Below are 26,475 nucleotides of genomic sequence, written 5' to 3'. Positions count from 1 at the left end.
GAACTGCTCGACCCGCCGGCCGGCCACAGCTAGTCCGCGGCGCGGGCCTCTTCGCGCCTGCGCTACAATCAAGTCATGAAGGTCGTGCTGGGTGTCTCCGGCGGCATCGCCGCTTACAAGGCGGCGGAGGTCGTGCGGCTGCTGCAGGAGCGGGGACTGCGCGTGCAAGTGGTGATGACGCGCGCGGCGCAGGAGTTCGTCCGGCCGCTCACGTTTGCCGCGCTCTCCGGCGAGAAGGTCATCACCGACATGTTCGGGGCGGGCGCCGCGGAGCCCAACATCGACTCCGCAGTCGAGCACATCGCGGTGGCGCAGTCGGCGGATGCCTTGCTGGTGGCGCCGGCCACGGCGGACGTCATCGCCAAGTTCGCCAGCGGGCAGGCCGACGACTTCCTGACCACTCTGTTCCTTGCCACGACCGCGCCGGTGGTGGTGGCCCCGGCGATGAACGTCAACATGTGGGAGCATCCGGCGACGCGCGCCAACGTGGAGAAGCTTCGCCGGCGCGGTGTGCGAGTAGTGGAGCCGGATTCCGGATACCTGGCGTGCGGCATGGTCGGTCCGGGCCGCCTGGCGGCGAACGAAACCATCGTGGCCGCCGTTCTCCAGGCGCTGGGCGCGGTGCCGGACCTGGCGGGTGAAACCGTACTGGTCACGGCAGGTCCGACGCGCGAGCCCATCGATCCCGTGCGCTTCCTCAGCAACCGCTCCAGCGGGCGCATGGGATATGCGCTGGCGGAGGCCGCACTGCGGCGAGGAGCACGCGTCATCCTGGTGAGCGGACCCGTCGCGCTCGAACCTCCTGCGGCTGCCGAGTTGGTCCGCGTGGAAACGGCAGAGGAGATGCGCACTGCTGTTCTGGCGCGCTTCGCCGAGTCCAGCATCGTGATCAAGTGCGCGGCGGTCAGCGATTATCGGCCGCGGGAAGCGGCGGCGGAGAAGATCAAGCGTACCGGTGACCTGGCGCTCGATCTGGTTCCCACCCCGGACATCCTGGCGGAACTCGGGGCGGCGCGCACCACGCAACTTCTGATTGGCTTTGCGGCGGAAACGGAAAACACAGTGGAAAACGCGCGCCGCAAGCTGCAATCGAAACCTGTCGATATCATTGTGGTCAACGACGTCTCCCGTCCGGGCGTGGGTTTTGATTCCGAACGCAACGCGGTCACCATCCTCAGCGCCGACGAGCAGATCGACGTGCCCGAGACTTCCAAGTGGGAAGTCGCACACCGCGTGCTCGACGCTGTCGTGCGGCTGAAGCAGCGCCGCCGCGCCCCGGCAGAAGCCGGCCGCTGAACATGCCCGGCCGCCCGCTGGCAGATCCCGAACTTCGCCGCGCTTTGCGCGCCCGCCTGGAGTTCTATCGCGACCTCGGCATCTACGACCTTTATCGGCGACCCGTAGTTGCGGCTGCCGATTCGGCAGGGCCCGTCACTGCGGAAGCTCCCCGCAGCCTCGAACCATCCCCCGCAACCGTGCCCATGCCGGATGCATCGCAGCTTGCGCTGCTCGACTTGGGCGGCGGAGCGCTGGCGCCCATCCGCCGGGCGGAAGATCCGGCGGCGGCGCTGCGCCTGATCCGCGCAGACATCGGCGACTGCACCCGCTGCCGGCTGCACCAGGGACGCAAGAACATCGTCTTCGGCGTAGGCAATCCGCGCGCCGACTTGATGTTCATCGGCGAAGGGCCGGGCGCCGACGAGGACGAGCAGGGCGAACCGTTCGTAGGACGTGCCGGCCAGCTCCTGAACAGGATGATCGAGGCCATGGGCCTCAAGCGCAGCGACGTGTACATCGCCAACGTCGTGAAGTGCCGCCCGCCGGGCAACCGGACGCCCGAGCGTGACGAGTGCGATACCTGCTCGCCGTTTCTGATGCGGCAGATTGAGGCCATCGCGCCGCGGGTCATTGTCGCCCTGGGCGCAGTCGCCGCCCGCACGCTGCTCGAGGTCAACCAGTCCATGGCCGCGCTGCGCGGCAGTTGGCACGATTTCCGTGGCATTCCGCTCGCCGTGACGTATCACCCGGCTTTTCTGCTGCGCGACCCCCGCCAGAAGAAAGAAGCCTGGAAGGACCTGCAAATGGTGATGCAATATCTCGGACTCCGGGCAAAAGGGCGTACTGGCTTGGAAGAGAAGCTTTGAGCCAAAAGCGATAAGCGATCAGCGATAAGCGAAACACCTCGCGGGTCACGAAGGCAACAAATCCAAATCTCCAAATCACCAAATCACCAAGTCACTTCTGTCATCGTTGCTGAGTTAATCTGTCGGTAGCCCTGATGCCCTCCTTCTGCGATGTCGCGCTGCCCGTGCCCCTCGATATCACCTTCACCTATCGGCTGGCGGGTGACGGGCGGATGCCGCCGGTGGTCGGCGGGCGCGTGCTGGTGCCGTTCCGCAGCCAGCGCCTGGCGGGCGTGGTCACGGCACTGCACGACAAGCCACCCTCGGTGGAGGCCAAGACCGTGATCGACGTGCTGGATGCAGAGCCGGTTCTCGACGCCGACCTGTTGCGGCTGGCCGACTGGATCGCGGGCTACTACCTGGCGCCGCTGGGAGAGGTGTTTCGCACCATGTTGCCGCTCGCGGCCGAGGTGAAGCGCGAGATCGTGTGGAACATCACGGAGGCCGGCCTGGCCGCGCTGCACGAATCCGCGGAGCGCGGTTCGTCCGCGCGCTCGCGGCGCACTCCCGATGAGCAGATGACCGAGTACCGCGTGCTGGATTACCTGGCGGGGCACGAATCTGCGCGAGGAGCCTCACTGCGCGCAGCCACCGGCGCCGGTCGCCCGCTGCTCGAGGGCATGCTGCGCAAGAAGTGGCTGGTGCGGCAGGATGTTTCGGCGGCACGCGATGCTCGGCGCCTGCAGCGCATGGCCCTGCTGCACGAGGTCAGTGGGAAGCTCAACGCCAACCAGAAGACGCTGGTGGAGACGCTGGCCGCGGCCGGCGGCCGGCTGCCGGTGGACGCGCTGCGCGACCTTGCCATTCCCAGGACGACGCTGGGCACGCTGGTGCGGCGCGGCGTCATCGAGATCCGGCAGGAGCCGGAAAGCTTTCGCCTCACGCGCATGCCCGCCACCCACAGCGCCGGCTGGGAATTCAACCGGGAACAGCGGGAAGCGCTGGAGAAGATCGAGGCCGCCGTGCGCGCCGGAAAGTTCTCCGTGACGCTGCTGTATGGCGTCACCGGTTCGGGCAAGACCGCGGTCTATCTGGCCGCCATGCAGTCGGTGCTGGCGGCGGGCGGCTCCGCTATTTTGCTGGTGCCGGAGATCGGGCTCACGCCGGCTGCGGCCGCCAATCTGGCGCAGGTGTTCGGCGATGAAGTAGCGCTGCTCCATTCGGCTCTCAGTTTGCGCGAGCGCGCCGAGCAGTGGCATCGCATCCGCCGGGGGGAGGCCCGCATCGTCGTCGGGACGCGCTCAGCGGTGTTCGCGCCGGTGCGGGACCTGCGGCTGATCGTGGTCGATGAGGAGCAGGATTCTTCCTATAAGCAGGAGGAGACCCCGCGCTATCACGCTCGCGACGTGGCCGTGATGCGCGCCAAGTTCCTGGATGCCGCCGTCGTGATGGGTTCGGCCACACCTTCGCTGGAGTCGTTCTACAACGCGCAGCAGGGAAAGTACGCGCGCCTCGAGTTGCGGCAGCGCGTCGAGCAGCGCCCGCTGCCCGAGGTCGAAGTCGTGGACATGCGCGCCGAGTTCAAGGAGACCGGCGAAGACCAGCTGTTTTCCCGCGCGCTGCTGGCCGAGGTCCGCCAGCGACTGGAGCGCGGCGAGCAGGCCATCATCCTGCTGAACCGGCGGGGCTATTCCGCCGCCGTGCTCTGCCGCGCCTGCGGACGCACGGTCGAATGCGCCAATTGCGCCATCGCCCTCACCTTCCACAAGCGCATGAACCGCCTGGTCTGCCATTACTGCGGGCATCAGCAGCCTGTGCCCCGTGTCTGCCCGCAGTGCGGCAGCGACTACGTCTATTTCCTGGGCTCGGGTTCAGAGAAGCTGGAAGAGCGCCTGCACTCGGCGTTTCCCACGGCGCGCATCGGGCGCCTGGATCGCGACACCGTTCGCGGACGCCACGACTTCGAGCGCATTCTGGCCGCCTTCCATGCCGGCGAATTCGACCTGCTGGTGGGGACGCAGATGATCGCCAAGGGGCACGACGTCCACGGGGTCACGCTGGTGGGCGTCGTGGGCGCGGACTTCGCCCTCGGCTTTCCTGACTTTCGCGCCGCCGAACGCACCTTTCAGTTGCTCACCCAGGTCGCAGGGCGCGCCGGCCGCGGCTCCACGCCCGGCCGCGTCGTCCTCCAGACCTATTTCCCCGAGCACTATGCCATCCAGTTTGCCGCCCGGCACGACTACGAAGGCTTCTTCGAAAAGGAACTGCGCTTTCGCCGCTGGATGCGCTACCCGCCGTTCACCGCCGTCGCCAACGTCTTGCTCCGGAGTGACAAGCTGGAGCGCGCCCTGCGCTGGGCTGGCCTGCTGGGTCGCTGGTTCGAGAGCACGGCGAAGTCGCGTCCGGCGGACTTTCGCGTGCTCGGCCCCGCGGCTGCGCCCATACTCCGTCTGAAGCGCGACTATCGCTACCACTTCGTGCTCAAGTCCGCCAGCCGCAAGCGACTGAATGAGACCCTGCGCGCGCTCATCGCCTACGCCGACTCGCAGAAGATTCCGCGCACCAACGTCATTGTGGATGTGGACGCGCTGCAACTGCTGTGAGGCTGCGCGCTCGAATCCGTCGAGGTTCAGCGCCTACTTCTGTGTCTTCCCCTGCTCGAAGCCTCCCGAACGTGCAAATCATGCTCAGCTTTGTGCGGATTTAGGGGAGCAGGTCACGACGCTTCGCAGGGCAGCGCGGCAGCCCTCTCCACTTCAGAGAGAAAATCCTCCTCCAGCGTCCCGGAGTACTTTGAAAATTGCAGCTGTGATTCGCCGTCCAGCGGCTTCACACGACCGTTTCTTAGCTCATAGGCGGTGATGATGATAAAGTCCTGGCCTTCTTCGTTCGCCTTAAGGAAGACAACGTATCTCCGGTTGTTTTTCGGAAAGCCTTGATTTGCGATTCTGTAGCTTTGAACGCGTCCGGAGGGGAATCGCACCGCTCCGCCTGCTCGTTCGGCTGTAATTCGGTCTCCTCTCGAGAATTCGGCACTGCGTGCGCAATTCCTTACTGTTCTCTCTACCGAGAGAGTGAATTCCGAGTACACCGAAGTATGGTCTGCGGACAGAAACGCGCGCGAATCAGCGACGGATGCGATCACAATCAGAGCGCTTTGTGCTGCAGGGATCGCAGGAACCTCAAGCCACCAGTGATTAATTACCGGGAGCTCTTCAACTCCTTCCGGGAGTTCAGAAATCGGGGCCCGTCCACTCGCTTGATGTTGAGCGTTTCGCTTCTCGCGTAAATCGCGGGGAACGGTATCCCCAGGCTGCATCCCACTGTACTCGGCAGTTGGCTCTTGGGAAGAGGGTGACCGAAGCGCTGCTGTATCAGACTTCCCTTGTGGCCTTGCCGATGTGGCGCCAAGCGCGACGATCGCCAGCATTACAACTACAACTTGTCTCATCTCGCACCTTCTCAGACTCTCCAATCTACTCTCACTCCTGACCTTGCTTTCACCTTTCTCGTTTGTGTTCCGTGATCGGAACAAGAGCACATGGCCCATCGTGTCGCGCTCATGACTACCTTTGCGGAGTCAAATCCTCGGTGTTCGCGACACGAAGTACGCCAGTGGACCGAGCACCCGCACAGAGGCTAATCGCCCTTTGATCCACGAGTTGATAACTCCCTTCTGGGGTGGCCAGATAGGCTCCAGTTACGGGAATGCGGCGCACGATGAGAATGTAGGATTGGCCCAATATGAACGGCTTGAAGAACCCATCGATTGCACGAACTGTATGCCCATTGAGTTGCAATTCGCCACCGGGGCGGGTCACGGTGATTGTGGAACCAGACTTTATTGGAGCAGTTGGGTCATTCCTCAGGACTAGCTGCACCAAGACTGAATAGTCGCTATAAATGAATTCTTCATTCTCAGTGAGTGCGGACGACCTAGTAAGCACCTTGCCCGCCAGGATCGCATCGGCTTCAAGGAGGGCCTGCCGGAATCGATAGTCGGCAGGCAGGGGCGGAGCGCTGCTTAGAGCTCCCGGTGTACCTGGAAATTGACCTGCAGTGACCTCAAAACGTCCCTCCCGCTGTGCTCTACGCGACAGTCTCTCTCCTGCTCGGTATTGGTTGAAGAGAGCCGCATGTTCTCTGCGCGGTCTAGACACATCCGAAGTCTTGTCGGGCGGTTCCGATTGCCAATTGGCGCCCAAGCCGATTGCGAGAAGGACGAAGAGAGGAACGGAGGGTCTCACTGAACTTGCTCCTTCGCGGATTACTGCGCGCCCCTAGGGGCTGCCTCGATAGCCATCTGCGCAGCCGCACGAGCTTCATTCTACAGGCGGCAAGGTAGCACGAAAAAGGCCCGGCGTGAGCAGAAAGTCCGATTTTGTTCCACAAGCGGAACAACAGGTGTGGATACACGGTAACCCCAGGAAAAGAAAAGAATTAGATGAGCTCGGTTGGCCATCAGCGGACAGTTGGACCGGTGACTATCGCCACCACTTCGTGCTCAAGTCCGCCAGCCGCAAGCGACTGAATGAAACCCTGCGCGCGCTCATCGCCTACGCCGACTCGCAGAAGATTCCGCGCACGAACGTCATTGTGGATGTGGACGCGTTGCAGTTGCTGTAGGCTGCGCGCTGGAATCCGTCGAGGTTCAGCGCCTACTCTGTGTCTTCCCCTGCTCGACGCCTCCCCGAACGTGCGAATCATGCTCAGCTTTGTGCGGGTTTAGGGTGGGGCAGGTCACGCGGGCAACTTTATTGCTGCTGTTTCTTCCACTCGTTGACTTCCTTGTGTGCATTCAGGCGCTTGAAGAACGTCGGATAAAACTCGCGCAGACTCTTTTTGCTCCGTTCGTATTGCTCCAGTTCGTCATAAAAGAAGCGCTCCATGGTATAACCGGCGCGATATTCCTGCATCATCGCGTTTCGCAGCTCCAGCCTTCTCTTATCGTCGCCCCTCAGGTATCGCAGCGAAATGGCTCGCACTAAGTTCTCGTCCAGGAATGACTGCAGGCTCTTGAGATCCTTGCCAGTTTTGGTCTGTTTGGACAGCTCGTAAAGCGGCCGAGCCTTTTCTTGCATGCGGGAGTATTGAGAAGAATAGCTTGAGGGATTCGTGATCGCGTGAATGAACTCATGTGGGTTGTAGCCGACGCTATATTGCGGACCTTCGACCGAGTGGAACGCGCCACCCCAGATGAAGGAGGTCGCTGTCTCGTAGGAGTCGAGGAGATTAGGAATGATGACCGCTTCTTTGGTCTCGCCGGAGCCGGCGAGTTCGGCCGTCGTTCGGACCCGGCAATAGTCCATTGCGCGCCGCGCTTCGCGATATACAGCATCTCGATATTCGTCGGCTGTGCGTTCATATTCGGGCCTCTGCTCGGCCCAGATCCGCTCCACTGGTACAGCTCCATAGAATTCGCGCAACATGACCGGAAGGTCGTCGATTTGCCGGAAAGGTTCCTGATTCTTGACTTCGTTCCATTCCGGACCGTACTCGAAGCTCGGAGGCGGCCCCATCGCAACGGCAGCGATGGCGTAGGTCCAATTCGCTGGAGACACTTGCCGCTCTCGAAAATAAGTCCGCATTCTTTCCCGAAGCGCTGCGGGAAGTGAGGCATCGACCTCCTTGCGCACAGCTACCCTCACCGGATGCATGTGCTCGGTATTTTCGAAGTCGTAGCCAGCAGCATTGAGGAACGCAAATACGATGAAGATGTTCTTATGAACATCTGCGTGAACGCGTTGTTTCAGGAATTGCTCGATCGGGATGGCAGCCTGGCCCGGTTGTTTCGAGGCCGCCGTTAGAGCACAAAGGCCGAGGAACAGCGGAACGAATAAAATGGCTCGGTTACGGGTCTTCGTAGTCGCCAAACTGACCTCCGCACACCGTGAAACTACCCACAGTAAATCCGGGGTGACAGTCCAGGCAGATCTTCCATCCTGCACGGGTGGCCCAGTCTTCCGCCGCAGGCTCGGCCCGCCGCCATCACGTCTTACTCCAGCCTCTTTTTCTGAATGATACTGTGCAAGATATCGTTTGACAATTTTGCAATAATTTGATATTCTCCGAAATGTCTGGTTAGCCGGATAGAATACCCGGTGGCGCTCGGCCCCGGAATTTCCCCAGGTTCTTTGAAAAACAAGGCTCGCGACCGAAACCGGTGGATTTCACTCGCAACCCGCCGGGCAGCGAGCTAAGTCCTTTATCCGAGAGACTTTGCCCCTAAGTCCTTTGGATCCCGAGACCCGCCGGGATCTCGGCCCGTAACCTGATGATTCCATTAGAGGGCTATAGGGGGAGGGGTAACGCGTTTGGGGTAAACTCCGACGCCAGTCCCTTCCTCGGAAGGCGCTATTGCCTTGTTCAGCCGCCCGGTGGAGCGAACAGCAGTTCGCGAAGGGAGCCCCCGGCGAAGGGTGCGGGGATGAACGTCAGCAACAGGATGAGCAGGCCAAAGCGGGCGAGCAGCTTGCGTCCTGGGGAGAGTTCGGGAACCGGCGGCACCGCGGGATGGCGCGTGCCGGTGATGAGCAGGATGAAGGCCCACATCAGCCACCCGGACCACCAGAAGTAGGCCATCGGCACCAGGGCTGCGGCCATCAGGCGGGAGAGGCTCCGGTGAAGCCTCGGCGACAGGGCGTAGACGATGTGGCCGCCATCGAGTTGGCCGCCGGGAATCAGGTTCAGCGCGGTGGCGAACATGCCCACCCAGGCGGCGATGGCGATGGGGTGGAAGTAAATGTCGCGCAGCATCGAAGATCCGCCCTGCAAATCGCCAAGAGGCAGCACCGCCCACAGCAGGTCGAAGATGGCGGGATATCCGAACTGCAGCTCGGACCGGCTCACCACGAGCGGGGCGTCGCGCGAGAGCATCATGCCCAGCGCCAGGGCCGGCACCGCGACCAGGAAGCCGGCGATGGGTCCGGCGATGCCGATATCAAAGAGCGCAGTTCGCGAGCGGATGGGCGAGCGGATCCGGATGAAGGCCCCAAAGGTCCCGATGAGCGTAGGCGCGGGAATGAAAAAGGGAAGCGTGGCGTAGACGCCGTTACGCACGCAGAAGGCGAAGTGGCCCATCTCGTGCGCCAGCAGGATGAGCAGCAGCGTGACCGAGAAAGGCGTTCCCAGCAACAGCCGCGACGGCTCGCTCAGCGCCCAGGCAACCGGGAAGAAGTCTTCTTCCTCATAGTAGGCCGGCCGGTTGTGAAGGAAATTGAACTCCAGGCGCGCTCCCACGACCAGCGTGGTGAAGACGGTGGCGAGGAAGAGCAGGATGTGCAGCCAGACGCGGCGGCGGGGCCGTGGCGGCGGAATGACAATGACCTCACGGGGAAAGAGTTCCGGGAGTGAGATCGTAGGCGGAAGCGGCTCAGACATTCGAACAGTCCGTGGAGGGACGGCAGCCGCCGGGCCTCAATCGATGGACTGCAGCTCCTTGCCGGGCTTGAAGCGCACCGCCTTGCCCGGCGGGATGCTGACTTCGGCGCCGGTGCGCGGATTGCGCCCGATCCCGGTCTTGCGCGGACGGACGCTGAAGACCCCGAAGCCGCGCAGCTCGATGCGCTCGCTGTTGGACAGCGCCTTCTTCATGGCATCGAAGACCGTTTCCACCGCCAGTTCCGCCTTGGTCTTGGTGATGCCCGTCTTGGCGACGACTTCGTTGATGATGTCGAGTTTGATCACGAGCGGCTCCCCGGCGCCCCAGAGGTGCGCTTGATCGTTTTCTACAGCGGTCGTCCTAAGGCGCGGATAGTAAAGGAGATAGCGGCCATTGTCAACGCCCGTTTTCACGCATAAGATGGCCGGGCGATCAGGAGAGCGAATGGCAATCAAGAGCGACCGCTGGATCCGCAAGATGGCGCTGGAGCAGGACATGATCAATCCCTTCGCCGAAAAGCAGGTGCGCGACGGGGTGGTGTCTTACGGCCTGTCGTCCTACGGCTACGATCTGCGCGTGGCGGACGAGTTCAAGATCTTCACCAACGTCATGTGCACGATGGTCGATCCGAAGAATTTCGACGAGCGCTCGTTCGTGACGGTGCGCGCCGATTGCGCCATCATCCCGCCCAACTCATTCGCGCTGGCGCGCTCGGTGGAGTATTTCAAGATACCGCGCGATATCCTGACCGTGTGCGTGGGCAAGAGCACTTACGCGCGCTGCGGCATCATCGTGAACGTCACCCCGTTCGAGCCGGAATGGGAAGGCTTCGTGACGCTGGAGATCTCCAATACCACGCCGCTGCCCGCCAAGATCTACGCCAACGAGGGACTGTGCCAGATCCTTTTCTTCCAGTCCGACGAAGTCTGCGAAGTGAGCTACAAGGACAAGAAAGGTAAGTACCAGGCACAAAGCGGCATCATGCTGCCCCGGTTGTGAGCCGCACTACCTGGGCTCGTTGTTCTCCGGGCCTTCCGACTGCTTGTACAGGTACTTGATGGCGGGCTTGTAGATGAGCAGGTTGGACTGGCCATTGCCGCGATGCAGCTTGATGCAACGCTTGTCGTACCACTCGATGACGCCCTGCAGCCGCTCGCCGTCACGCAGCACCACGACGATGGGCGTGCGCGTCTGCATCTGCTTCTGATAGTAGAAATTCTCCGCGTGGGTCTGCTCGGGCGGCGCCTTGCGCGGCCCGGGAGTGGAACGCGCGGCCGCCGCGGGACGCTCGTGGCGCGGGACGATGGGCAAGTCCCGGCGGGCAAGCGGCGGGCGGATGAGCCTGCGATTGGCGAACTCGGATTCGGCTGCGATGCGGGCCGCGGTGTGATCCACTGGGTCCTTGCTCATGGAACGCTCCAAATCCGGTGAACCGGCATTGGCTGCCTGAACCGGTCGCCGGAGGCTGGCCTGGAACACGACACCGCTATCGCTGGGCTGCAAGTCGGCAATGAAGGCGGAAGGTCGGGTTCCGGGAGTTTCGTCTACCGTAGCACAGCGCGGCGGAGGCTGACAATCGCCGCGACGCGGGACCTACTCACGCTCGAGGGCAGTGGCGAAGGCGTCGAGGGAAAGCGAGCGCAGCAGGTTGCGCCGCATGCCGGCCTCCACCTGGCCGAGCTCCTGGGCGGCTGCCTCGAGCCAGGGGAAATCCGCAGGTGCCGCCAGGCGCTCCAGCCGCACGGCGATATCGGTGTTGCGTACGAGATCCGGCGTGCCCGACTTGAGATAGAGCATGTCCTCCAGCAGGGAATAGAGGGTACGAACCAGTTGGACCGTTTTCTCGCGCCCATCGGCGCCGCCACGGTAGGAGTCCGTCACCTTGAAGAGCGCGCTATGGTCGTGGCTCTCGAGGGCGCAAGCCAGAAGGGCCAGGGCGTCGTTGCGGGCTTCCACGTAGGCAGCCAGGTTGAAGGTGCGGGCGCGGCCCACCGCGCCTTCCGAGAGCCGCGCCACCAGGGCTCGCTGCTTGCCCGTCCACTGGGGCTGCGCCCGGCTGAGGAACGTCTCCAACTCAGCCACCGACAGGGGCGCCAGCCGCACGGAAAAACAGCGCGACCGAAGCGTCGGCAACAACTCGCCGGGATTCTCCGCCAGCAGGATGAGCGTGGCGAATTCGGGCGGCTCTTCCAGGACTTTGAGCAGGGCGTTGGCGGCCTCGCGCATGAAGGCGGAGGACGTGAAGACGTACACGCGCTCCTTGCCCGCGGCTGGACGGAAGTACACGGTCTCGGTGACGCGGCGCACCTGGTCCACCTTGATCATCATCTGCGGCGGGTCGGGTGGGACGATGGTGACATCGGGGTGGGTCTGCAAGAGAAGGCGGGCCTCGCGCTTATCGGCTTCGCGCAAGCCCTCACGCGCCTCCACCGCTTCGGCGAAGCGGGCGTCGAAATCGTCGGCTTGGCCGATGCGCCGGCAGGAGGAGCACTGGCCGCAGAAATCAGGCAGGCCGCCGGCCTGCGGCGCGCGCTCGCAGTTCATGGCCTTGGCCAGCATCTGGGCGAGCATGTATTTCCCCGAGCCCGCCGGACCGTGAAGGATGATGCTGTGCGGGAAGCGATTGCGGGCGAGCATCTCGCGCAGCGTGCGTACCGTTTCCGCGTTGCCGTAAAAGTCCTGGAAGCCCATGTGGCTCACGCCGACTTGGCGGCCAGCAGGCGCTGGCGCACGGTCTGGACGATCTCCGCATGCACGGTTTCGACGGGACGCCGCGCATCCAGCAGGACCACGCGGCCGGCCTCACGCCGAGCGATGGCCAGATACGCGTCACGAACCCGCTGGAAGAAAGCGCGGCTCTCCTGCTCGAAGCGGTTCTCGTCGAGCGCGGTGGCGTCCGCGGCGGCATCCGCCACCCGGCGGTTGCGCCGGCGCGCGCGCTCCACGCTGGCGGCCACGTCGGAGTCCATCAGGATGGTGAGGTCAGGTTGCAGATCGCCGCAAAGGATGCGATGCAGGGCGAGCACCGGCTCGCTGCCCAGGCGGCGGCCGCCGCCCTGGTAGGCCTCGGTCGAGTCGGTAAAGCGGTCGCAGACGACGAAGCGGCCGGCTTCGAGCGCAGGGCGGATCACTTCCTCAACGTGCTGCGTGCGGGCGGCGAACATCAGCGTCATCTCCGCCCAGGCGGAAAGCCCGGCGGTGCGGGAGTCGAGCAGAACGCCGCGGATGCGCTCTCCGATGGCCGTGCCGCCCGGCTCGCGGGTTTCCACCACGTCATATCCCTCGGCGCGCAGGGCTTGCGCGAGCTTGGCCAGTTGCGTGCTCTTGCCGCAGCCGTCAAGCCCCTCAATGGTGATGAATTTTCCGCGCGCGCGTTTGCGGGCCACGCCGGAATCATAGCATTCAGGCGCGTGGAGGCCCGAACCACCGGAAGAGCCTACGGGCCTTCCGCTTCCAACGCGGACGCCTTGAAATAAGCAACTTTCCCCAAGCCGAAGAGAATAGTCCGGCGCCCGACTACCTTTGCGTCCGAAAGCCCGGCGCTGGACATCAGCGCGAGGATGCGGTCCTCCGAGTTGTCCTTCAGGCGCCCGTGCGAGTGAAACATACGGGGCAGGACACCGGCGCCGCTGCATTCCGGCGCGCTGAAGTCGAGCAGGTGAAGCTGGCCGCCGGGCCTGAGCACGCGGCGGATCTCGCGCAGCGTCCGCTGCTTCTGCTCCGTCTCCAGGTGATGGAACATGAGCGACGAGAATACGTGATCGAAAATGCCTGCGGCGTACGGCAGTGAATCCGAAAAGCCCTGATCCAGTTGGACCGAGACCAGCGAGCGATCCGCCTTGCGCCGGGCGCGAGCCAGCGCCTTCGGGTCCGGGTCGAGTCCGATGACCTCAACCTGAGGATGCTGTTGCTTCAGCAGAACCGCCAGGCTTCCCGTACCGCAGCCGATGTCGAGAACGCGCTGGCCCGGCTTCAAATCGGCCTGACCCAGCAGCGCCTTCCGAGCCTGATCGGCGCCGATCAGGATCGTGATGACATCGTAAAAGGGCAGGAACCAGTCATGTCCCGCAGCTGGAAGATAGGTTCGCCTACGTTCTTCCATAAGTACCGATTGTGTCATTTTTCTCCTCCGTCACGCCGTCATGGCGGGTTGGTTATGAATCTTCTTGCTGTCTCATCAGTCGCCGGACTGGCGGTGAAACACATCCCTCAGCAGGTCCGGCTTTACGGCATTCGGCTCGTCATGGCGAGCGCTTTCCCAGGCGCTTGCCTGAGCAATGGAAATCACGTGAAAGATCAGGAGCAGTGGCACGACGAATGTCGGAATCAGGCTCAAAGGGAGCACCGTCATGACCGCTGTCGAAGGTCCCAGCGGGCTGAGCAAACTGGCGGTTGTACCCAGGCTCACTGCCACCACGAGATCTACGATTCCAAGTACATGCCAAAGCACGAATGAATTGCGATGATCACGATGGGCGAGCTTCCATGCCACCAGGGGAGCTGTGACCCCGATGAACATGTCGCCGTAGCCCGCCGGCAGGGCAAACACGGCCGGAAGAATCCCGCGAGCTTCCAGAAGGATGAATACGAACCCGAAGATCCGCCAGGAGTGCGCCAGGGTCAAAGCACGCGGGTTCAGAGACAACGCAAAGTGCCGCATTCGTTCCGAGGCCGCGAACCACAAGAGAAAAGCGACGACCGGCGTGAGGGCGGTCAGCCCAACCACAAGTCCGACGCGGTTCGAATCGTTCTTGAACAGGTGCAAAGCCGAAGCGGACAGCACGGTGACGAACCAGCCCGCCAGTAGCCCCAACATGATTCTCCTGTAGCTCTTCATATCCAGTCTCCTCGAGCCGTGATCCGGTCCGCTGCTTCGTGCGATAGTTGCATCAGGCTCCGCCACCGTTGCTCCCCGAACTGGCGTCGCAGGCGCATCTGCACCTTCTCCCAAGGCGGCTCAGCGCGACGAAGCTGGCGTTTGCCGGCTTCGGTCAGGTACAGCCATCGCTGACGCCGGTCCTGGCCGCGGCGATCTGCGATCCATCCGCGCCGCGCCATCAACTCCAGCGTTCGAGTAAGGGTGGTACTGTCCATGGCCAGCATCTGGCCCAACCGTCCCTGCGACACCTCGCCAACCCGCGAGAGCACCTGGAGCACGGTGAACTGAGTGGCCCGTAACCCCAGGGGACGGAACGCGCGGTCATAAAGCTGCGTGAATGCGCGTGACGCGCGGCGCAGGCTGCTGCACATGCACGGAAGCATGGGTAAGGTCGATCGGCTCATACGAACATTAGATGCATATACATATGATGCGTTGCAGAAAGATGCAGTAGAAAAACACGTCGGGCGTGGCTACCAGAAGGTTCGCTGGGCGTCGCGCCTTGTTTACGGTCAGCAGTCGGGCGAAAGCTGGGCAGCGTCGAGCGCTGCTCCTAGGTCGTCGTCCTCCACCATGAAGGCCAGCGGCTCCTGGGCGCAATTCCAGACGGGAGCGAAGGAACGGCGATGCAGCGGAGAAGGCCCGACGCGTCGCAGACTGTCGAGATGCTGTGGCGTGCTGTATCCCTTGTTGGAGGCCAGGCCGTAGGCTGGGAACTGCGCGTCGAGTTCGCGCAGGATGCGGTCGCGCTCCACCTTGGCGAGGATGGAAGCCGCGGCGATGGAAGCGCAGCGGGCGTCGCCGTGGATGATGGAGGTCTGCGGGCAGTCGCAGTCGAGCCGCATGGCATCCACCAGCAGGAAATCCGGCGCAGGGGAGACTTGCAGAACGGCGTCGCGCATGGCGAGACGCGAAGCCTGATAGATGTTGATTTCGTCGATGCGGGCGGCATCCACAGCCGCCACGGCAAAGCCAAGGGCGCGACGCCGAATGCTTTCTGCCAGTTCCTCGCGGCGGTCTTCGGCAATCAGTTTGGAATCGCGCAGGCCGCGGATAGGACGGCGCGGGTCGAGGATGACCGCAGCCGCCACCACTGGACCAAACAGCGCGCCGCGTCCAGCTTCATCCACGCCCGCCACGAGTTGCGCGCCCGCAGTCCACGCCTGGCGCTCGAAACGCAGCGTGCAGCGCAGCTTCTTCAACATGCGAAGCTTGCGTGCGGCAGAAGAAAGTTCTCCTTCGGCGACGGAGGTCGTGCGGGGCCGCATTGAGCAGGAGTGTGGCGCGGATCGTTAAGGCGTGCAAGCAGAAAAAAGGGAAAGATTTCCTCAGGAGGGAGCTTCCACAGTGAAGGCGGGCAGGAAGCCCGCCCTCGGACCGGCGTTACTCGACTTCGCGCAGGCGGGCGGATTTGCCCTTGAGGTCGCGCAGATAGAAGAGCTTGGCGCGGCGGACCTTCGACGAGCGCACCACGTCAATGCGGTCGATGACCTTGGAGTTGAGCGGGAAAATGCGTTCCACGCCCTGGCCGAAGCTGACCTTGCGCACGGTGAAGCTGGCCTGCGGTCCGCGGCTGCGTGCGATCACGATGCCCTCGAAGGCCTGCAGGCGCTCCTTGTCGCCTTCCTTGATCCTCACCTGCACGCGCACGGTGTCGCCGGGAACAAAAGCCGGGAGGTCGGTGCGCTGCGTCTTGGCTACAAAGCGGTCCAGCACAGGATTGTTCGACATGTCGTTCCTTCCGTTCTCGAGGCAGCCGGTTACGGCCGCATCCTAAGATTTTTCAGCCCGGATCTCAGCCAGCAGATCGCGGTCCTCGTCGCTCAACGCCGCCGACTCCAGCAGTTCCGGCCGGTTGCGCCAGGTTTTCTCCAGCGCCTTGCGACGCCGCCAGCGGCGAATCTCTTCGTGGTGTCCGGAGATCAGGATCTCCGGCACCGCCCATCCCTGGTACTCCGCCGGCCGCGTGTAATGCGGGTAGTCCAGCAGCCCGCCTGAGCCACAGGTGGAACTCGGACCGGCGGAAGCCGCACGTTCGCCGGCAGTAAAGCTCTCCTGGCGCGCCGAGGCTTCGTTACCCAGCGCGCCGGGGAGCAGGCGCGTCACCGCGTCCATCACCACAGCGGCCGCCAGCTCGCCGCCGCTGAGCACATAGTCACCGACGGAAAGCTCGTAATCCGCCAGGTGCTCGGCCACGCGCTCGTCCACGCCCTCGTACCGGCCGCACAGAAGCACCACACGTTCCAGCCCGGCCAGCTTCGCGGCGACGGCCTGATGGAACAAGCGGCCCTGGGCCGAGAGCAGCACCACCGATTCTCTCACGCGGCCGGCCACACGCTCGGCTCGCGGCGCAATGCCTAGCGACTCGGCGCATTCGAACAGCGGCTCCGGCTTGAGCACCATGCCTTCGCCGCCGCCGAAGGGCCGGTCATCCACGGTGCGGTGCCGGTCGTGCGTGAAGTTCCGCAGGTCGTGGATCGCGATCTCCACCCGTCCGGCCTCGCGAGCCCGGCGCACGATGCCATAATCCAGCGGCCCGCGAAAAAAGTCCGGAAAGATGGTCAGGATATCGAACTTCATTATGCATCTTCCCGCACTTTTACCGCTTATTGCTCGCTTTCTCTCTCTTCCTGCGAGGGCGGTCTCTCCAGGTTCAGCAACCCCTCGGGCAGCGCCACCTCTAGACGCCGCGACTTGAGATCCATCGTCCGCACGTACTCGGCAGCAAACGGGATCAGGAATTCCTTATCCGCAGCTCGCACGACCAGGAGCGGCGCATCGCCGGCTCCGAACCGGATCTCGGCAATCGTGCCGATGGGCACGTTCCGGTCCACGTCGAACACGCTGCAGCCCATCAGGTCGCTGACGTAGGCTGCGCCGTCGGGCAGCGGAGTACGCTCTTCGAGCGGCACCTGCAGCTCGCAGCCTCTGAGCCGCTCCGCGTCACCGATGGAATCAACGCCGCGGAACTTCAGCACCAGGCGGCCCTTGTGCGGCCAGACCGCTTCGATCTCCAGCTCGCGCTGCGAACCATCGGGTGCGAGCACGTGCAGGCTCTTGCGCCCGGCCAGCCGCTCCGGGAAGTCGGTCCACAACTCGGCGGCGACTTCACCCTTCCTGCCCTGTGCGCGGACCACGCGGGCCACGGTGACGTAGGCGCGGCCTATTCCAGAATCTCCAGCGTGTAGCGCTTGTGCAGCTTCATACCAGCGGCGCCCAGGATGGTGCGCATGGAACGCGCCGTTCGCCCCTGCTTGCCGATCACCTTACCGAGGTCGTTGGGGGCGACCTTGAGCTCCAATACGATCACCTGCTCGCCGTCAACTTCGCGGACGGAGACCTGTTCGGGTTCGTCGACCAGAGCCTTGGCGATCTGTTCGACCAACACTCGCATGTCCCCACCAGGATCGCTCGTCATAGGCGACTCCTTGACAGCCGTGGGGCCGAACCCTGGTTGCATTGTGACGGTGAACTCACCCCGGGACGCTCACGCGTCGGAAAGGCGATCCTCACCAGGACAATCAGGCCGCGTTGCCCGCGCCCGCCGCAGCGGGCTGGGAATAAAGCTTGTTCACGGTGTCCGAGAGCCGGGCGCCCTTGGACACCCAGTGCGCGATCCGCTCGCGCTTCAGGTCCACGGTGGCCGGGCTGGTGCGGGGATTGTACGTTCCCACGATCTCCAGGAAGCGGCCATCGCGGCGGCGCGCTTTTTCAATCACCACCACCCGGTAATACGGTTGTTTACGCGCACCGGTGCGCGCCAGACGGATCATCAGCACAGAAAACTCTTTCCTTTCTAGCGATTGCCGAGCAGATGAAACAAACTTTAATTATCGCGTAGGGACCGACTTTTGGCAACTGCGCGTGCTCACGCGCGCAGCGCAGCCAGGACGGCCACAGGATCGGGCCGGCGGCGGAAGTCGGCCTCAGCCGCGGCATAGAGGACCGTGCCGTCGCGGTCCAGGACATAGGCGGCCGGCAGGGGCAACTCCCAACTGGAGTCGCCATTGCTGTTCAGAAGGTTGATGAAGGAGCGCTGGAAGACGGCCCGGAGGTCGTCCGGCAGGCGGTACACCAGGCCGAACTTCCGGGCAACGGCGTTGCCGGCATCGGACAGGACCGGGTAGCGCAACTCGTGCTGGTCCGCCAGGAAAAACGTCTGACGCACGGTTTGGGGCGAGATAGCCACCAATGCGGCTCCGGCGGCTTCGATTTCCGGCAGAAGCCGGTTGTAGGTTTCCAGCTCGGCGATGCAGTACGGGCACCAGCGTCCGCGGAAGAACTTGAGAACCAGGCGTCCGCGGGTCAGCAGGTCTTCCGAGCGAACGATTTTTCCGTCCTTGTCCGGGAGCGCGAAAGCGGGAGCCGTCGCGCCGATGGGCAGAATGCGTGCGGCGACGCCCGACAGTCGCAGCTCATCCACCGCGCGTTCGTGCACGGCGACCGTAGCGGCAGGAATCATGGAGTGGACGCGCGCCTTCAGGGCGTCGAGCCTCTCCTGCAGGCTTCCGCCCTCAACGGCTTCGTACTCCGGGTTGGCGCCGCGCCAGCGCATGAACATCGTTTCTCGTTTCCAGTTTCGCGTTTCTCGACAGAGCCGCCCCGACACCCGGGAAGGGCTGCAACCTACCACCGACGTGAGAGACGAGAAACCAGAAACGGGAAACGGTCTCTTACGTACCCGGCAGCTTCACGCCGGCCAGGCGCTTCTGCAGGAAGCCGGACTTGCCCATGCTCTTGAACATCTTGCGCATCTGGGCGTACTGGCGCAAAAGCTGGTTCACTTCCTGCACGCTGGTTCCGGAGCCGCGGGCGATGCGCCTGCGGCGGCTGCCGTTGATGACTTCGTGGTGGGCGCGCTCGTACGCGGTCATGGAGTTGATGATGGCCTCGACCCGCACGAGTTGCCGCTCTTCCACTTCGGCATTGCCTTTCAGCGCAGCGAATGGGCCGATTTTGGGCATGAGGTTCATCAGGCTTTCAAGCGAGCCCATCTTCTTCACCTGGCGGAGCTGTTCGCGGAAGTCCTCGAGCGTGAAGCCGTCGCCGCTCAGCGCCTTGACGGCCAGGTCCTGGGCCTTCTGCTTGTCGAGTTTCTCCTCCGCTTTTTCGATGAGCGAGAGGATGTCGCCCATGCCCAGGATGCGCGACACCATGCGGTCGGGGTGAAACGCCTCAAGCGCGTCGTACTTTTCCCCCACGCCCACGAACTTGATGGGCGCGCCGGTGACGCTGCGGATGGAGATGGCCGCGCCGCCGCGGGCGTCGCCATCCATCTTGGTGAGCACCACACCGGTGAGGGAAAGCTTCTTATGGAACTCGTCGGCGGAGCGCACGGCGTCCTGTCCGGTCATGGCGTCGGCCACGAACAGGATCTCCTGCGGGTTGAGCAGCCGCTTCAGCGACTGCATCTCTTCCATCAACTGATCGTCGATGTGCAGGCGCCCGGCGGTGTCCACGATGAGCACGTCGCAGCCGGAGAGCATGGCTTCGCGGCGAGCCTCGCGCGCCAGCCGCTCGACGGTCGCGGTGTTCTCCTCGCCGGGAGCGACCTTGCCTTCGTAGAGATGAGCGCCCACCGCCTGAGCCACGATTTTTAACTGCTCACGCGCCGCCGGACGATAGACGTCCACGCTCACCAGCAGCGGCCGGTGCCCGCTCTTCTTGAGCCAGGCGGCCAGCTTGGCCGAGGTTGTGGTCTTGCCCGAGCCTTGCAGGCCGGCCATCAGGATGACCGTGGGCGGCTGCGAGGCCAGCTTGAGCCGCGCCGTCTCGCGGCCCAGCAGTTCGACCATCTCGTCGCGCACCACCTTGACCACCTGGTCCGCGGGTGAGAGCGCGGTGAGCACCTCCTGTCCCAGGGCCTTGGCGCGCACCTGGTCGAGGAATTGCCCGACGACTTTGACGTTGACGTCAGCGGCCAGTAGCGCCAGGCGCAACTCGCGCAACGCTTCGCCGACGTTCTCTTCGGTCAGCGTGCCCTGTCCGCGCAGGTTCTTGAACGCGCGCTGGAGCTTCTCGGTGAGGTTCTCGAACATACGAAAGAATGCGGCGTGAGGGCTTTATTGTAGCAGGCGGAATCGGAGCGCCATCCGGGCGCACGAAGGGTCGAGGTGAGCCGTCCCGGCTATTGCTTGCCGCGCAGCTTCAGGATCAGGAACACGTTAATGCCGCGGGGCCCGCTGTTGGGCACCACGAACGCCAGCTCGTAGCCGTCATCCCAGGCCTCCGCCAGCGCCTGCTCAAGATGGACTTCGTCTCCGCGCGGGGAGATGACCCTGTACTGCGGTTTCTTGCCTGGCATCCCATCCTCCTCTGCTTTCTCGATTCGCGGCCGGCGGCCGGCCCACGCGGGGGCACATAACTCTACCCGGCTTTGGCCGCGGAGGCAAAGACTTCGCGCGCCGCCAGCACAGTGTTGCAGTGGATGGTCACCGTGTCCTGGACGTGCCGGGCATATCCGCCGGCGAAGGTGACCATCACCGGGATGCCTCTCGCGGCGGCCACACGAAACACCAGCTCATCGCGCTGCTTCAGCCCCTCGATGGTAAGCGCCAGGCCGCCCAGTTGGTCCTCGCGATAGGGATCGGCCCCGGCGATGTAACACAGCAGGTCGGGCGTGAACTGCCGCAGACCGGAACTGAGTGCGTGGTCGAGCCAGGCCAGGTACTGGTCGTCGGTGGTGCCGTCGGGCAAGTGGACATCGATGGATGATGCCGGCTTCCACGCCGGGTAGTTGTGCTCCTGGTGCAGGGAGATCGTAAACACGTCGGCCTCGGGGTGGTGCGCCGTGGTGCCGCGTCCCAGCGTGGCCGGCCCCGTGGAGGGCAACGGCGCCGAAGGATGCGCCGCGGACCCGAAGATGGCCGCGGTGCCGTTGCCGTGGTGGACGTCGCAATCCACCGTCATGGCACGCTCGATGGCGCCCTCTTTCTGCATGCGGCGGATGGCGACGGCCACGTCGTGGATCATGCAAAAGCCCTCGCCGTGTCCAGGGAAAGCATGGTGGAATCCACCGCCGATATTGAAAGCCACGCCGTCACGCAGCGCCAGCCGCGCTGCCAGGATGGAGCCGCCCGCGGCCAGCCAGAAGGCTGCCGCCAGTTCGCGCGAGTAGGGGATCTCCATCACCATCTCTTCGCGCGGCGAAAGCGTGCCGGTCTTGAGCTTCCGTACATATTCCGGCGTGTGCACCAGCAGGATGTCGTCGTCAGCGGCGGGCTGGGGCGTCACGAAGTCCTCTGGCTGGGCGATGCCGGTCCCCAGCAGCCGCCGGTGGATCAGCCGGTACTTCTCGGCCGGGAAGACGTGCGCCCCGATGGGCAGGAAATAGTCGTCGCTGTAGACCAGCTTGAAAGGCAGCATTGATGTGACGCGACCACCCGGCCGCGCGGCCTCCAGATTGTAGCGGCTGGACGGGATCTCGTGGCCCGCAACTTCCGGCAGCAGGCCGTGTTCAAAAGCATGAGGGTCGCCGGCCTCGAGCCGCGGCCCACCAAGGAGACGGGCAGCAATGAAAAGCAAGTGGATGAAACTGGCGGCCATCGCGATGGTGGTAGCGCTGGCGGGCGGAACGTTCGTCTATGCCAAGGCCCGGCATGGCCGGCACGGAGGCGGCGGCTTCCTCAGCGAGCGCATGTTCGCCCACATGGAAGCGCGGCTGAACCTTACCCCGGAACAGTCGCAGCAGGTGCGCAGCATCTTCGAAGCCCAGCGGGCCAAGATGAAAGAGCAATTCCAGGGCGGACGCGCCGATCGCGACGCGCTCATGAAGGCGATTTTCTCCGACAATCCCAACCAGGCGGAGATCCAGAAACAGCTTGCCGCACTGCAACAGCAGCACGCGCAAATGCTGCAGAGCATGGTCTCGACCGGCCTGCAGGTGAACCAGGTGTTCACCCCGGAGCAGCGCGCCGAGTTCCTGAAGGCGATGGAGGAGCATCGCCAGGCCGGCGAGCGCTTCCGCGAGCGCATGAAGCAGCGCAAGGCGGAACGCGAAGGGCAGACGCCGCAGCAGTAACCTGGAAGCCGAAAACCGCCGCCCGATCCGGGCGGCGGTTTTTGCATTCCTGATTCGCTGTTTGCGGCTCGCAGGTTCTGCACGGCTGGACCCAGGGTCGCGACCTCAATTACCAAAATTCCAGATTTCCAAGTTACCCAATTACCAACTCGCCCAGTCTCTCTACCGCCGTCCCTTCTTCTCCTTCCCCACCGCTCCGACTGGCGCCACCCTTCGTATCGGCACGATGGCTCCGCGCTCCGGGTCGGCCATCGGCCGGCTGAGCATCTCTTTCTTCACGAAGTTCACGAACTCCTGCATCTGGCGCTGCATCTCTTCCATGCGCGCGCGCATTTCCAGAATGATAGCGATGCCGGCGATGTTGACCCCCAATTCGCGCGCCAGCGAAAGGATGAACTCCAGCCGCTCCAGATCCTGGTCGGTGTAGAGGCGGGTGTTGCCTTCGGAGCGCGACGGCCGCAGCAGTCCCTCGCGCTCATACAGCCGCAGCGTCTGCGGATGGATGCCGTACATCTCGGCCACGGCCGAGATCATGTAGGCCCCTTGCTTCTTGCGCTTCGGCATGGGGTTACACCTTGCTCCACAGCTCCGCCCGCGGATCCTCCGGGTTGAGCTTCTGCAACTCGCGCAGGATCTCCTTCGAGCGCTCGTCACGCGGCATGGGGACGACGATCTGCACTTCGACGATCTCGTCGCCGCGCGCCCCTTCGCGCGTGGCCGAGGGCACGCCTTTTTCGCGCAGCCGCAGGCGCTGTCCCGAGCGCGTGCCGGGCGGAATCTTGAGCAGCGCGCGGCCGTCGATGGTGGGCACTTCGATTTTCGCCCCCAGGGCGGCCTCCATGGCGGTGACCGGGACGGTGATATGGATGTCGTCGCCCTCGCGGCGAAACACGGGGTGCTCGCCCGTGCGCACGATGATGTAAAGGTCTCCGGGCGGGCCGCCGCGCAGCCCGGCGTTGCCCTTGCCGGCCAGACGGATGCGCTGCCCCTCGCGCGTTCCCGGCTTGATGCGCACTTCGAGCGGCTCGGTACGATGCAGCACGCCCTCGCCGCCGCAGGCCGGGCACTGGCTGCGGGTCTTGCCCGAGCCGCCGCAGCGCTGGCACGCCAGCTTGAATTTCATGCGCCCGCTGGTCTGCGTGACCTGGCCGGAGCCGTTGCATTCCGGACAGGTCTGGGCGCCGCTGTCGATCGCGCCGCTTCCTTTGCATCGGGCGCAGGTTTCCGTGCGGGCGATGTTCAGCCGCATCACCGCGCCGCGAATCGCCTGCCAGAAGCCCACGTTGACCTGGTATTCCAGGTCGGTCCCCGGTTCCGGTCCGGCTTCTTCCGCGCCGAAGCCGCGCCCGCCGAAAATTCCCGAAAAGATGTCGCGAAAGCTGGTGCCGCCGGCTTTCCGGCCGGGTTCGGTGAAGTCGGAGAAGTCGAAACCGCCGAAGTCGAAGTGCACGCTCGGTCCGGCCTGCCCGCCGAAACCCGCGCCCGGCCCGTAACCGCCTCGTGCCGCTGCTTCGGCTGCCGCCGCGTCAATGTTGTCGGAATAAAAGCCCAGCCGGTCGTAGATCTTGCGCTTCTTTGGGTCGCTCAGGACGTCGTTGGCTTCGGAGATCTGCTTGAACTTCTCTTCCGCCGCCTTGTTCCCGGGATTCAGGTCGGGATGATATTTGCGGGCGAGTTTGCGGAAGGCCTTGCGGATGTCCTCGGCCGAAGCGGTGCGCTTCACGCCGAGAATCCCGTAGTAGTCCTTGGTGGCAGTGGCCATTTTGGTCCGTTCTAGCCTCTAGCTCAGATTCCAATGCCCGATAAGATACGGGGCGCCTCCAGGCGCCCCGTGCTGAAGGCTGATGGCTGAGCACCAGATCCTTCGCTTCGCTCAGGATGATCGCGCCGGGGCCCCGACGCCCCGGTAAGCGCGATTACTTCTTTTCCTCCACGTCCACGTACTCGGCGTCGATGACTTCCCCGTCTTTCTTGCCGGCGGCGCCATTGGTGGCCCCGGGTTGAGCGCCAGGCTGCGCGCCCGGCGGCGGCTGGGCCGCCTTGTACATCTGCTCCGCCAGCTTGTGGGAAGCCTGCGTCAGGCGTTGGCTGGCGGCGTCGAGCGCCGCCCGGTCGCTGCCGTCGAGGGCTTTCTTGGCCTCGGCCAGCGCCGCTTCCACGTTCTCCTTCTCGGAGCCGGAGATCTTCTCCCCGTGCTCCTTCAGCATGCGCTCCACGTTGTAGACCATGGCGTCCAGATGGTTGCGCGCCTCGATCTCCTCGCGTTTGGCGCGGTCCTCGGCGGCGTGCGCCTCGGCCTCCTTGGCCATGCGCTCCACTTCTTCCTTGCTCAGGCCGGAAGAGGACGTGATGGTGATTTTCTGGTCCTTGCCCGTGGCCATGTCCTTGGCGGTCACGTTCAGGATGCCGTTGGCGTCGATGTCGAAGGTCACCTCGATCTGCGGCACCCCGCGCGGAGCCGGCGGGATCCCCGTCAGGTGGAACTTGCCCAGCGTGCGGTTGTCCTTGGCCAGCGGGCGCTCGCCCTGAAGCACGTGGATCTCCACCGAACTCTGGTTGTCGGCCGCGGTGGAGAAGATCTCCGTCTTCTTGGTCGGGATGGTGGTGTTGCGCGGGATCATCGGAGTAGCCACGCCCCCTTCCCACGGCCGGTGCGGGTTGTGCGTCTCAATCGCCAGCGTGAGCGGTGTGACGTCGAGCAGCAGCAGGTCCTTCACGTCGCCCGCCAGCACTCCGGCCTGTACCGCCGCGCCCACCGCCACGACTTCGTCCGGATTCACACCCTTGTGCGGCTCGCGGCCGAACAACTCCCTAACGAGCTGCTGAATGCGCGGCATACGCGTCTGCCCGCCCACCAGCACCACTTCGTCGATTTTCCCGGCATCGATGCCGGCGTCCTTCAGCGCCTGTTGGCACGGGCCCACGGAGCGATGGATGATGTCTTCCACCATCTGCTCCAGCTTGGCCCGCGTCAGCTTCTTCACCAGGTGCTTGGGGCCGCTGGCGTCGGCCGTGATGAACGGCAGGTTGATCTCTGTCTCCATGGTGGTGGAGAGCTCGATCTTGGCTTTCTCGGCGGCATCGCGCAGCCGTTGCAGCGCCATCTCATTGCCCTTGGCGCGCAGGTCGAGACCCTCTTCCTTCTTGAACTCCTCCACCAGCCAGTCCACGATGCGCTGGTCAATGTTGTCGCCCCCCAGGTGCGTGTCGCCGTTGGTGGCTTTCACCTCGATGACGCCTTCGCCCACTTCCAGGATGGAGATGTCGAAGGTGCCGCCGCCGAAGTCGTAGACGGCGATGGTCTCGTCCTTCTTCTTGTCCAGGCCATAGGCCATGGCGGCGGCCGTAGGCTCGTTGACGATGCGCTTCACCTCCAGGCCCGCGATGCGCCCGGCGTCCTTGGTCGCCTGCCGCTGGGCGTCATTGAAGTAGGCCGGCACGGTGATGACTGCCTCGGTGACCTTCTCGCCCAGGTAATCTTCCGCCGCCTTGCGCAGCTTCTGCAGGATGAGCGCGGAAATCTCCGGCGGCGTGTATCTCTTGCCCGCCGCTTCCACCGCCACATGGTCGCCCTCCTTCACCACCTTGAAGGGGACCATCTTCATCTCTTCGGTGACTTCGTCGTAGCGCCGCCCCATGAAGCGCTTGATGGAGTAGATCGTGTTCTCGGGATTGGTGATGGCCTGGCGCTTTGCCACCTGTCCGACCAGCCGCTCACCGGTCTTGGTGAACGCCACCACCGATGGGGTGGTCCGCCCGCCTTCCTCGTTGGCGATGACCTTGGGTTCGCTGCCCTCCATCACGGCCACCACGGAGTTGGTAGTCCCCAGGTCGATTCCTATGATCTTGCCCATGTTCTCAAGCCTCCGTGCAGTTCAACGGCGCCACTTGGCTCACCGTGCCCTGCGTCGCACAAACAAGTTTGCATTCATAATAGAATGTGAGCGAGATATTGTCAAGTTCTTGTAAGCGATTGATAAATAGTGCTTTATAGTTATGAACAGCATGAACCTGCTTGAGCACAGCCATGCTTCACTAGTCGCGAATCCTCTAGCGGGCCGGCGTCTTCCGC

General features: G+C 63.9%; 29 protein-coding genes. 6 read left to right on the top strand and 23 right to left on the bottom strand.

Annotated elements, in window-relative coordinates; all coding sequences use genetic code 11:
• Positions 1–75: 75 nt before the first annotated feature.
• The 3 genes from coaBC (at position 76) to priA (ending at position 4,726) form a co-directional block, all read left to right on the top strand.
• Positions 76–1,296, top strand: a complete 1,221-nt coding sequence (gene coaBC, locus VNK82_03940) for a bifunctional phosphopantothenoylcysteine decarboxylase/phosphopantothenate--cysteine ligase CoaBC (GenBank protein HXE90097.1) — start codon at positions 76–78, stop codon at positions 1,294–1,296.
• Between the two features lie 2 nt (positions 1,297–1,298).
• Positions 1,299–2,144 (top strand): uracil-DNA glycosylase, encoded by an 846-nt coding sequence (locus tag VNK82_03935; protein HXE90096.1) that lies wholly within the window; start codon positions 1,299–1,301, stop codon positions 2,142–2,144.
• A 134-nt stretch (positions 2,145–2,278) separates the two neighbouring features.
• Positions 2,279–4,726: a primosomal protein N' gene (gene priA / locus VNK82_03930; GenBank protein ID HXE90095.1), complete on the top strand. Its 2,448-nt coding sequence runs from the start codon at positions 2,279–2,281 to the stop codon at positions 4,724–4,726.
• 113 nt (positions 4,727–4,839) lie between these two features.
• Here the strand turns inward: priA and VNK82_03925 are convergent, their stop codons facing one another.
• Positions 4,840–5,574: a hypothetical protein gene (locus VNK82_03925; protein HXE90094.1), complete on the bottom strand. Its 735-nt coding sequence runs from the start codon at positions 5,572–5,574 to the stop codon at positions 4,840–4,842.
• A gap of 1,049 nt (positions 5,575–6,623) precedes the next feature.
• On the opposite strand from VNK82_03925, the gene VNK82_03920 reads away from it, so the two are divergent.
• Positions 6,624–6,749: a hypothetical protein gene (locus tag VNK82_03920; GenBank protein HXE90093.1), complete on the top strand. Its 126-nt coding sequence runs from the start codon at positions 6,624–6,626 to the stop codon at positions 6,747–6,749.
• Positions 6,750–6,877: 128 nt separating this feature from the next.
• On the opposite strand, the gene VNK82_03915 is transcribed toward VNK82_03920, so the two are convergent.
• The 3 genes from VNK82_03915 to VNK82_03905 all read right to left on the bottom strand — a co-directional run bounded on the left by VNK82_03915 (position 6,878) and on the right by VNK82_03905 (position 9,809).
• Positions 6,878–7,996 carry a hypothetical protein gene (locus tag VNK82_03915; protein ID HXE90092.1) on the bottom strand — a complete coding sequence of 373 codons (1,119 nt, stop codon included), beginning with the start codon at positions 7,994–7,996 and terminating at the stop codon, positions 6,878–6,880.
• Between the two features lie 493 nt (positions 7,997–8,489).
• Positions 8,490–9,503, bottom strand: coding sequence for a site-2 protease family protein (locus VNK82_03910; protein HXE90091.1), 1,014 nt, complete (start codon positions 9,501–9,503; stop codon positions 8,490–8,492).
• A 36-nt stretch (positions 9,504–9,539) separates the two neighbouring features.
• Positions 9,540–9,809 carry an HU family DNA-binding protein gene (locus VNK82_03905; GenBank protein ID HXE90090.1) on the bottom strand — a complete coding sequence of 90 codons (270 nt, stop codon included), beginning with the start codon at positions 9,807–9,809 and terminating at the stop codon, positions 9,540–9,542.
• Between the two features lie 139 nt (positions 9,810–9,948).
• On the opposite strand from VNK82_03905, the gene dcd reads away from it, so the two are divergent.
• Positions 9,949–10,503 (top strand): dCTP deaminase, encoded by a 555-nt coding sequence (gene dcd, locus VNK82_03900; GenBank protein HXE90089.1) that lies wholly within the window; start codon positions 9,949–9,951, stop codon positions 10,501–10,503.
• Positions 10,504–10,509: 6 nt separating this feature from the next.
• Here the strand turns inward: dcd and VNK82_03895 are convergent, their stop codons facing one another.
• The 16 genes from VNK82_03895 to VNK82_03820 form a co-directional block, all read right to left on the bottom strand.
• On the bottom strand, positions 10,510–10,914 hold the full coding sequence (locus VNK82_03895; GenBank protein ID HXE90088.1) for an RNA chaperone Hfq: 405 nt from the start codon (positions 10,912–10,914) through the stop codon (positions 10,510–10,512).
• 183 nt (positions 10,915–11,097) lie between these two features.
• On the bottom strand, positions 11,098–12,195 hold the full coding sequence (locus VNK82_03890; protein ID HXE90087.1) for a hypothetical protein: 1,098 nt from the start codon (positions 12,193–12,195) through the stop codon (positions 11,098–11,100).
• A gap of 5 nt (positions 12,196–12,200) precedes the next feature.
• On the bottom strand, positions 12,201–12,890 hold the full coding sequence (gene tmk / locus VNK82_03885; GenBank protein HXE90086.1) for a dTMP kinase: 690 nt from the start codon (positions 12,888–12,890) through the stop codon (positions 12,201–12,203).
• A 50-nt stretch (positions 12,891–12,940) separates the two neighbouring features.
• Positions 12,941–13,624, bottom strand: a complete 684-nt coding sequence (locus tag VNK82_03880) for a class I SAM-dependent methyltransferase (GenBank protein ID HXE90085.1) — start codon at positions 13,622–13,624, stop codon at positions 12,941–12,943.
• A 57-nt stretch (positions 13,625–13,681) separates the two neighbouring features.
• On the bottom strand, positions 13,682–14,341 hold the full coding sequence (locus VNK82_03875; GenBank protein ID HXE90084.1) for a hypothetical protein: 660 nt from the start codon (positions 14,339–14,341) through the stop codon (positions 13,682–13,684).
• Complete coding sequence (locus VNK82_03870) at positions 14,338–14,787, bottom strand: MarR family winged helix-turn-helix transcriptional regulator (protein ID HXE90083.1); 450 nt, start codon at positions 14,785–14,787, stop codon at positions 14,338–14,340. The genes VNK82_03875 and VNK82_03870 overlap by 4 nt, the downstream gene beginning before the upstream one ends.
• Before the next feature lie 108 nt (positions 14,788–14,895).
• On the bottom strand, positions 14,896–15,588 hold the full coding sequence (locus VNK82_03865) for a ribonuclease HII (protein ID HXE90082.1): 693 nt from the start codon (positions 15,586–15,588) through the stop codon (positions 14,896–14,898).
• A 178-nt stretch (positions 15,589–15,766) separates the two neighbouring features.
• The gene (gene rplS / locus VNK82_03860; GenBank protein HXE90081.1) at positions 15,767–16,114 is read right to left on the bottom strand and encodes a 50S ribosomal protein L19; all 348 of its coding nucleotides are present in this window, start codon (positions 16,112–16,114) and stop codon (positions 15,767–15,769) included.
• Between the two features lie 42 nt (positions 16,115–16,156).
• Positions 16,157–16,963, bottom strand: coding sequence for a tRNA (guanosine(37)-N1)-methyltransferase TrmD (trmD, locus tag VNK82_03855; GenBank protein ID HXE90080.1), 807 nt, complete (start codon positions 16,961–16,963; stop codon positions 16,157–16,159).
• 26 nt (positions 16,964–16,989) lie between these two features.
• Entirely contained in the window at positions 16,990–17,529 is a 540-nt protein-coding gene (rimM, locus tag VNK82_03850; protein HXE90079.1) for a ribosome maturation factor RimM, read from the bottom strand.
• Between the two features lie 17 nt (positions 17,530–17,546).
• Complete coding sequence (locus VNK82_03845) at positions 17,547–17,801, bottom strand: KH domain-containing protein (protein HXE90078.1); 255 nt, start codon at positions 17,799–17,801, stop codon at positions 17,547–17,549.
• Between the two features lie 103 nt (positions 17,802–17,904).
• Positions 17,905–18,156, bottom strand: a complete 252-nt coding sequence (gene rpsP / locus VNK82_03840; GenBank protein ID HXE90077.1) for a 30S ribosomal protein S16 — start codon at positions 18,154–18,156, stop codon at positions 17,905–17,907.
• Between the two features lie 95 nt (positions 18,157–18,251).
• A complete protein-coding gene (locus tag VNK82_03835; GenBank protein ID HXE90076.1) occupies positions 18,252–18,944 on the bottom strand; it encodes a peroxiredoxin-like family protein in 693 nt (230 codons plus the stop codon).
• A gap of 112 nt (positions 18,945–19,056) precedes the next feature.
• Positions 19,057–20,421, bottom strand: coding sequence for a signal recognition particle protein (ffh, locus tag VNK82_03830; protein ID HXE90075.1), 1,365 nt, complete (start codon positions 20,419–20,421; stop codon positions 19,057–19,059).
• Positions 20,422–20,510: 89 nt separating this feature from the next.
• Positions 20,511–20,687: a hypothetical protein gene (locus VNK82_03825; GenBank protein HXE90074.1), complete on the bottom strand. Its 177-nt coding sequence runs from the start codon at positions 20,685–20,687 to the stop codon at positions 20,511–20,513.
• Positions 20,688–20,749: 62 nt separating this feature from the next.
• A complete protein-coding gene (locus VNK82_03820) occupies positions 20,750–21,748 on the bottom strand; it encodes a histone deacetylase (GenBank protein HXE90073.1) in 999 nt (332 codons plus the stop codon).
• A 148-nt stretch (positions 21,749–21,896) separates the two neighbouring features.
• On the opposite strand from VNK82_03820, the gene VNK82_03815 reads away from it, so the two are divergent.
• Complete coding sequence (locus VNK82_03815) at positions 21,897–22,403, top strand: periplasmic heavy metal sensor (protein HXE90072.1); 507 nt, start codon at positions 21,897–21,899, stop codon at positions 22,401–22,403.
• 162 nt (positions 22,404–22,565) lie between these two features.
• On the opposite strand, the gene VNK82_03810 is transcribed toward VNK82_03815, so the two are convergent.
• The 3 genes from VNK82_03810 to dnaK all read right to left on the bottom strand — a co-directional run bounded on the left by VNK82_03810 (position 22,566) and on the right by dnaK (position 26,257).
• Complete coding sequence (locus VNK82_03810; GenBank protein ID HXE90071.1) at positions 22,566–22,967, bottom strand: helix-turn-helix transcriptional regulator; 402 nt, start codon at positions 22,965–22,967, stop codon at positions 22,566–22,568.
• A 4-nt stretch (positions 22,968–22,971) separates the two neighbouring features.
• A complete protein-coding gene (locus VNK82_03805) occupies positions 22,972–24,165 on the bottom strand; it encodes a J domain-containing protein (protein ID HXE90070.1) in 1,194 nt (397 codons plus the stop codon).
• Positions 24,166–24,319: 154 nt separating this feature from the next.
• Positions 24,320–26,257, bottom strand: coding sequence for a molecular chaperone DnaK (gene dnaK / locus VNK82_03800; protein HXE90069.1), 1,938 nt, complete (start codon positions 26,255–26,257; stop codon positions 24,320–24,322).
• Between the last annotated feature and the right edge of the window lie 218 nt (positions 26,258–26,475).

It is taken from the genome of Terriglobales bacterium, assembly GCA_035573675.1.
Lineage (GTDB): Bacteria > Acidobacteriota > Terriglobia > Terriglobales > Acidobacteriaceae > DATMAB01.
The sequence above is the reverse complement of the archived record's forward strand: the minus strand, read 5'-3'. Positions and strand labels throughout refer to the sequence as shown.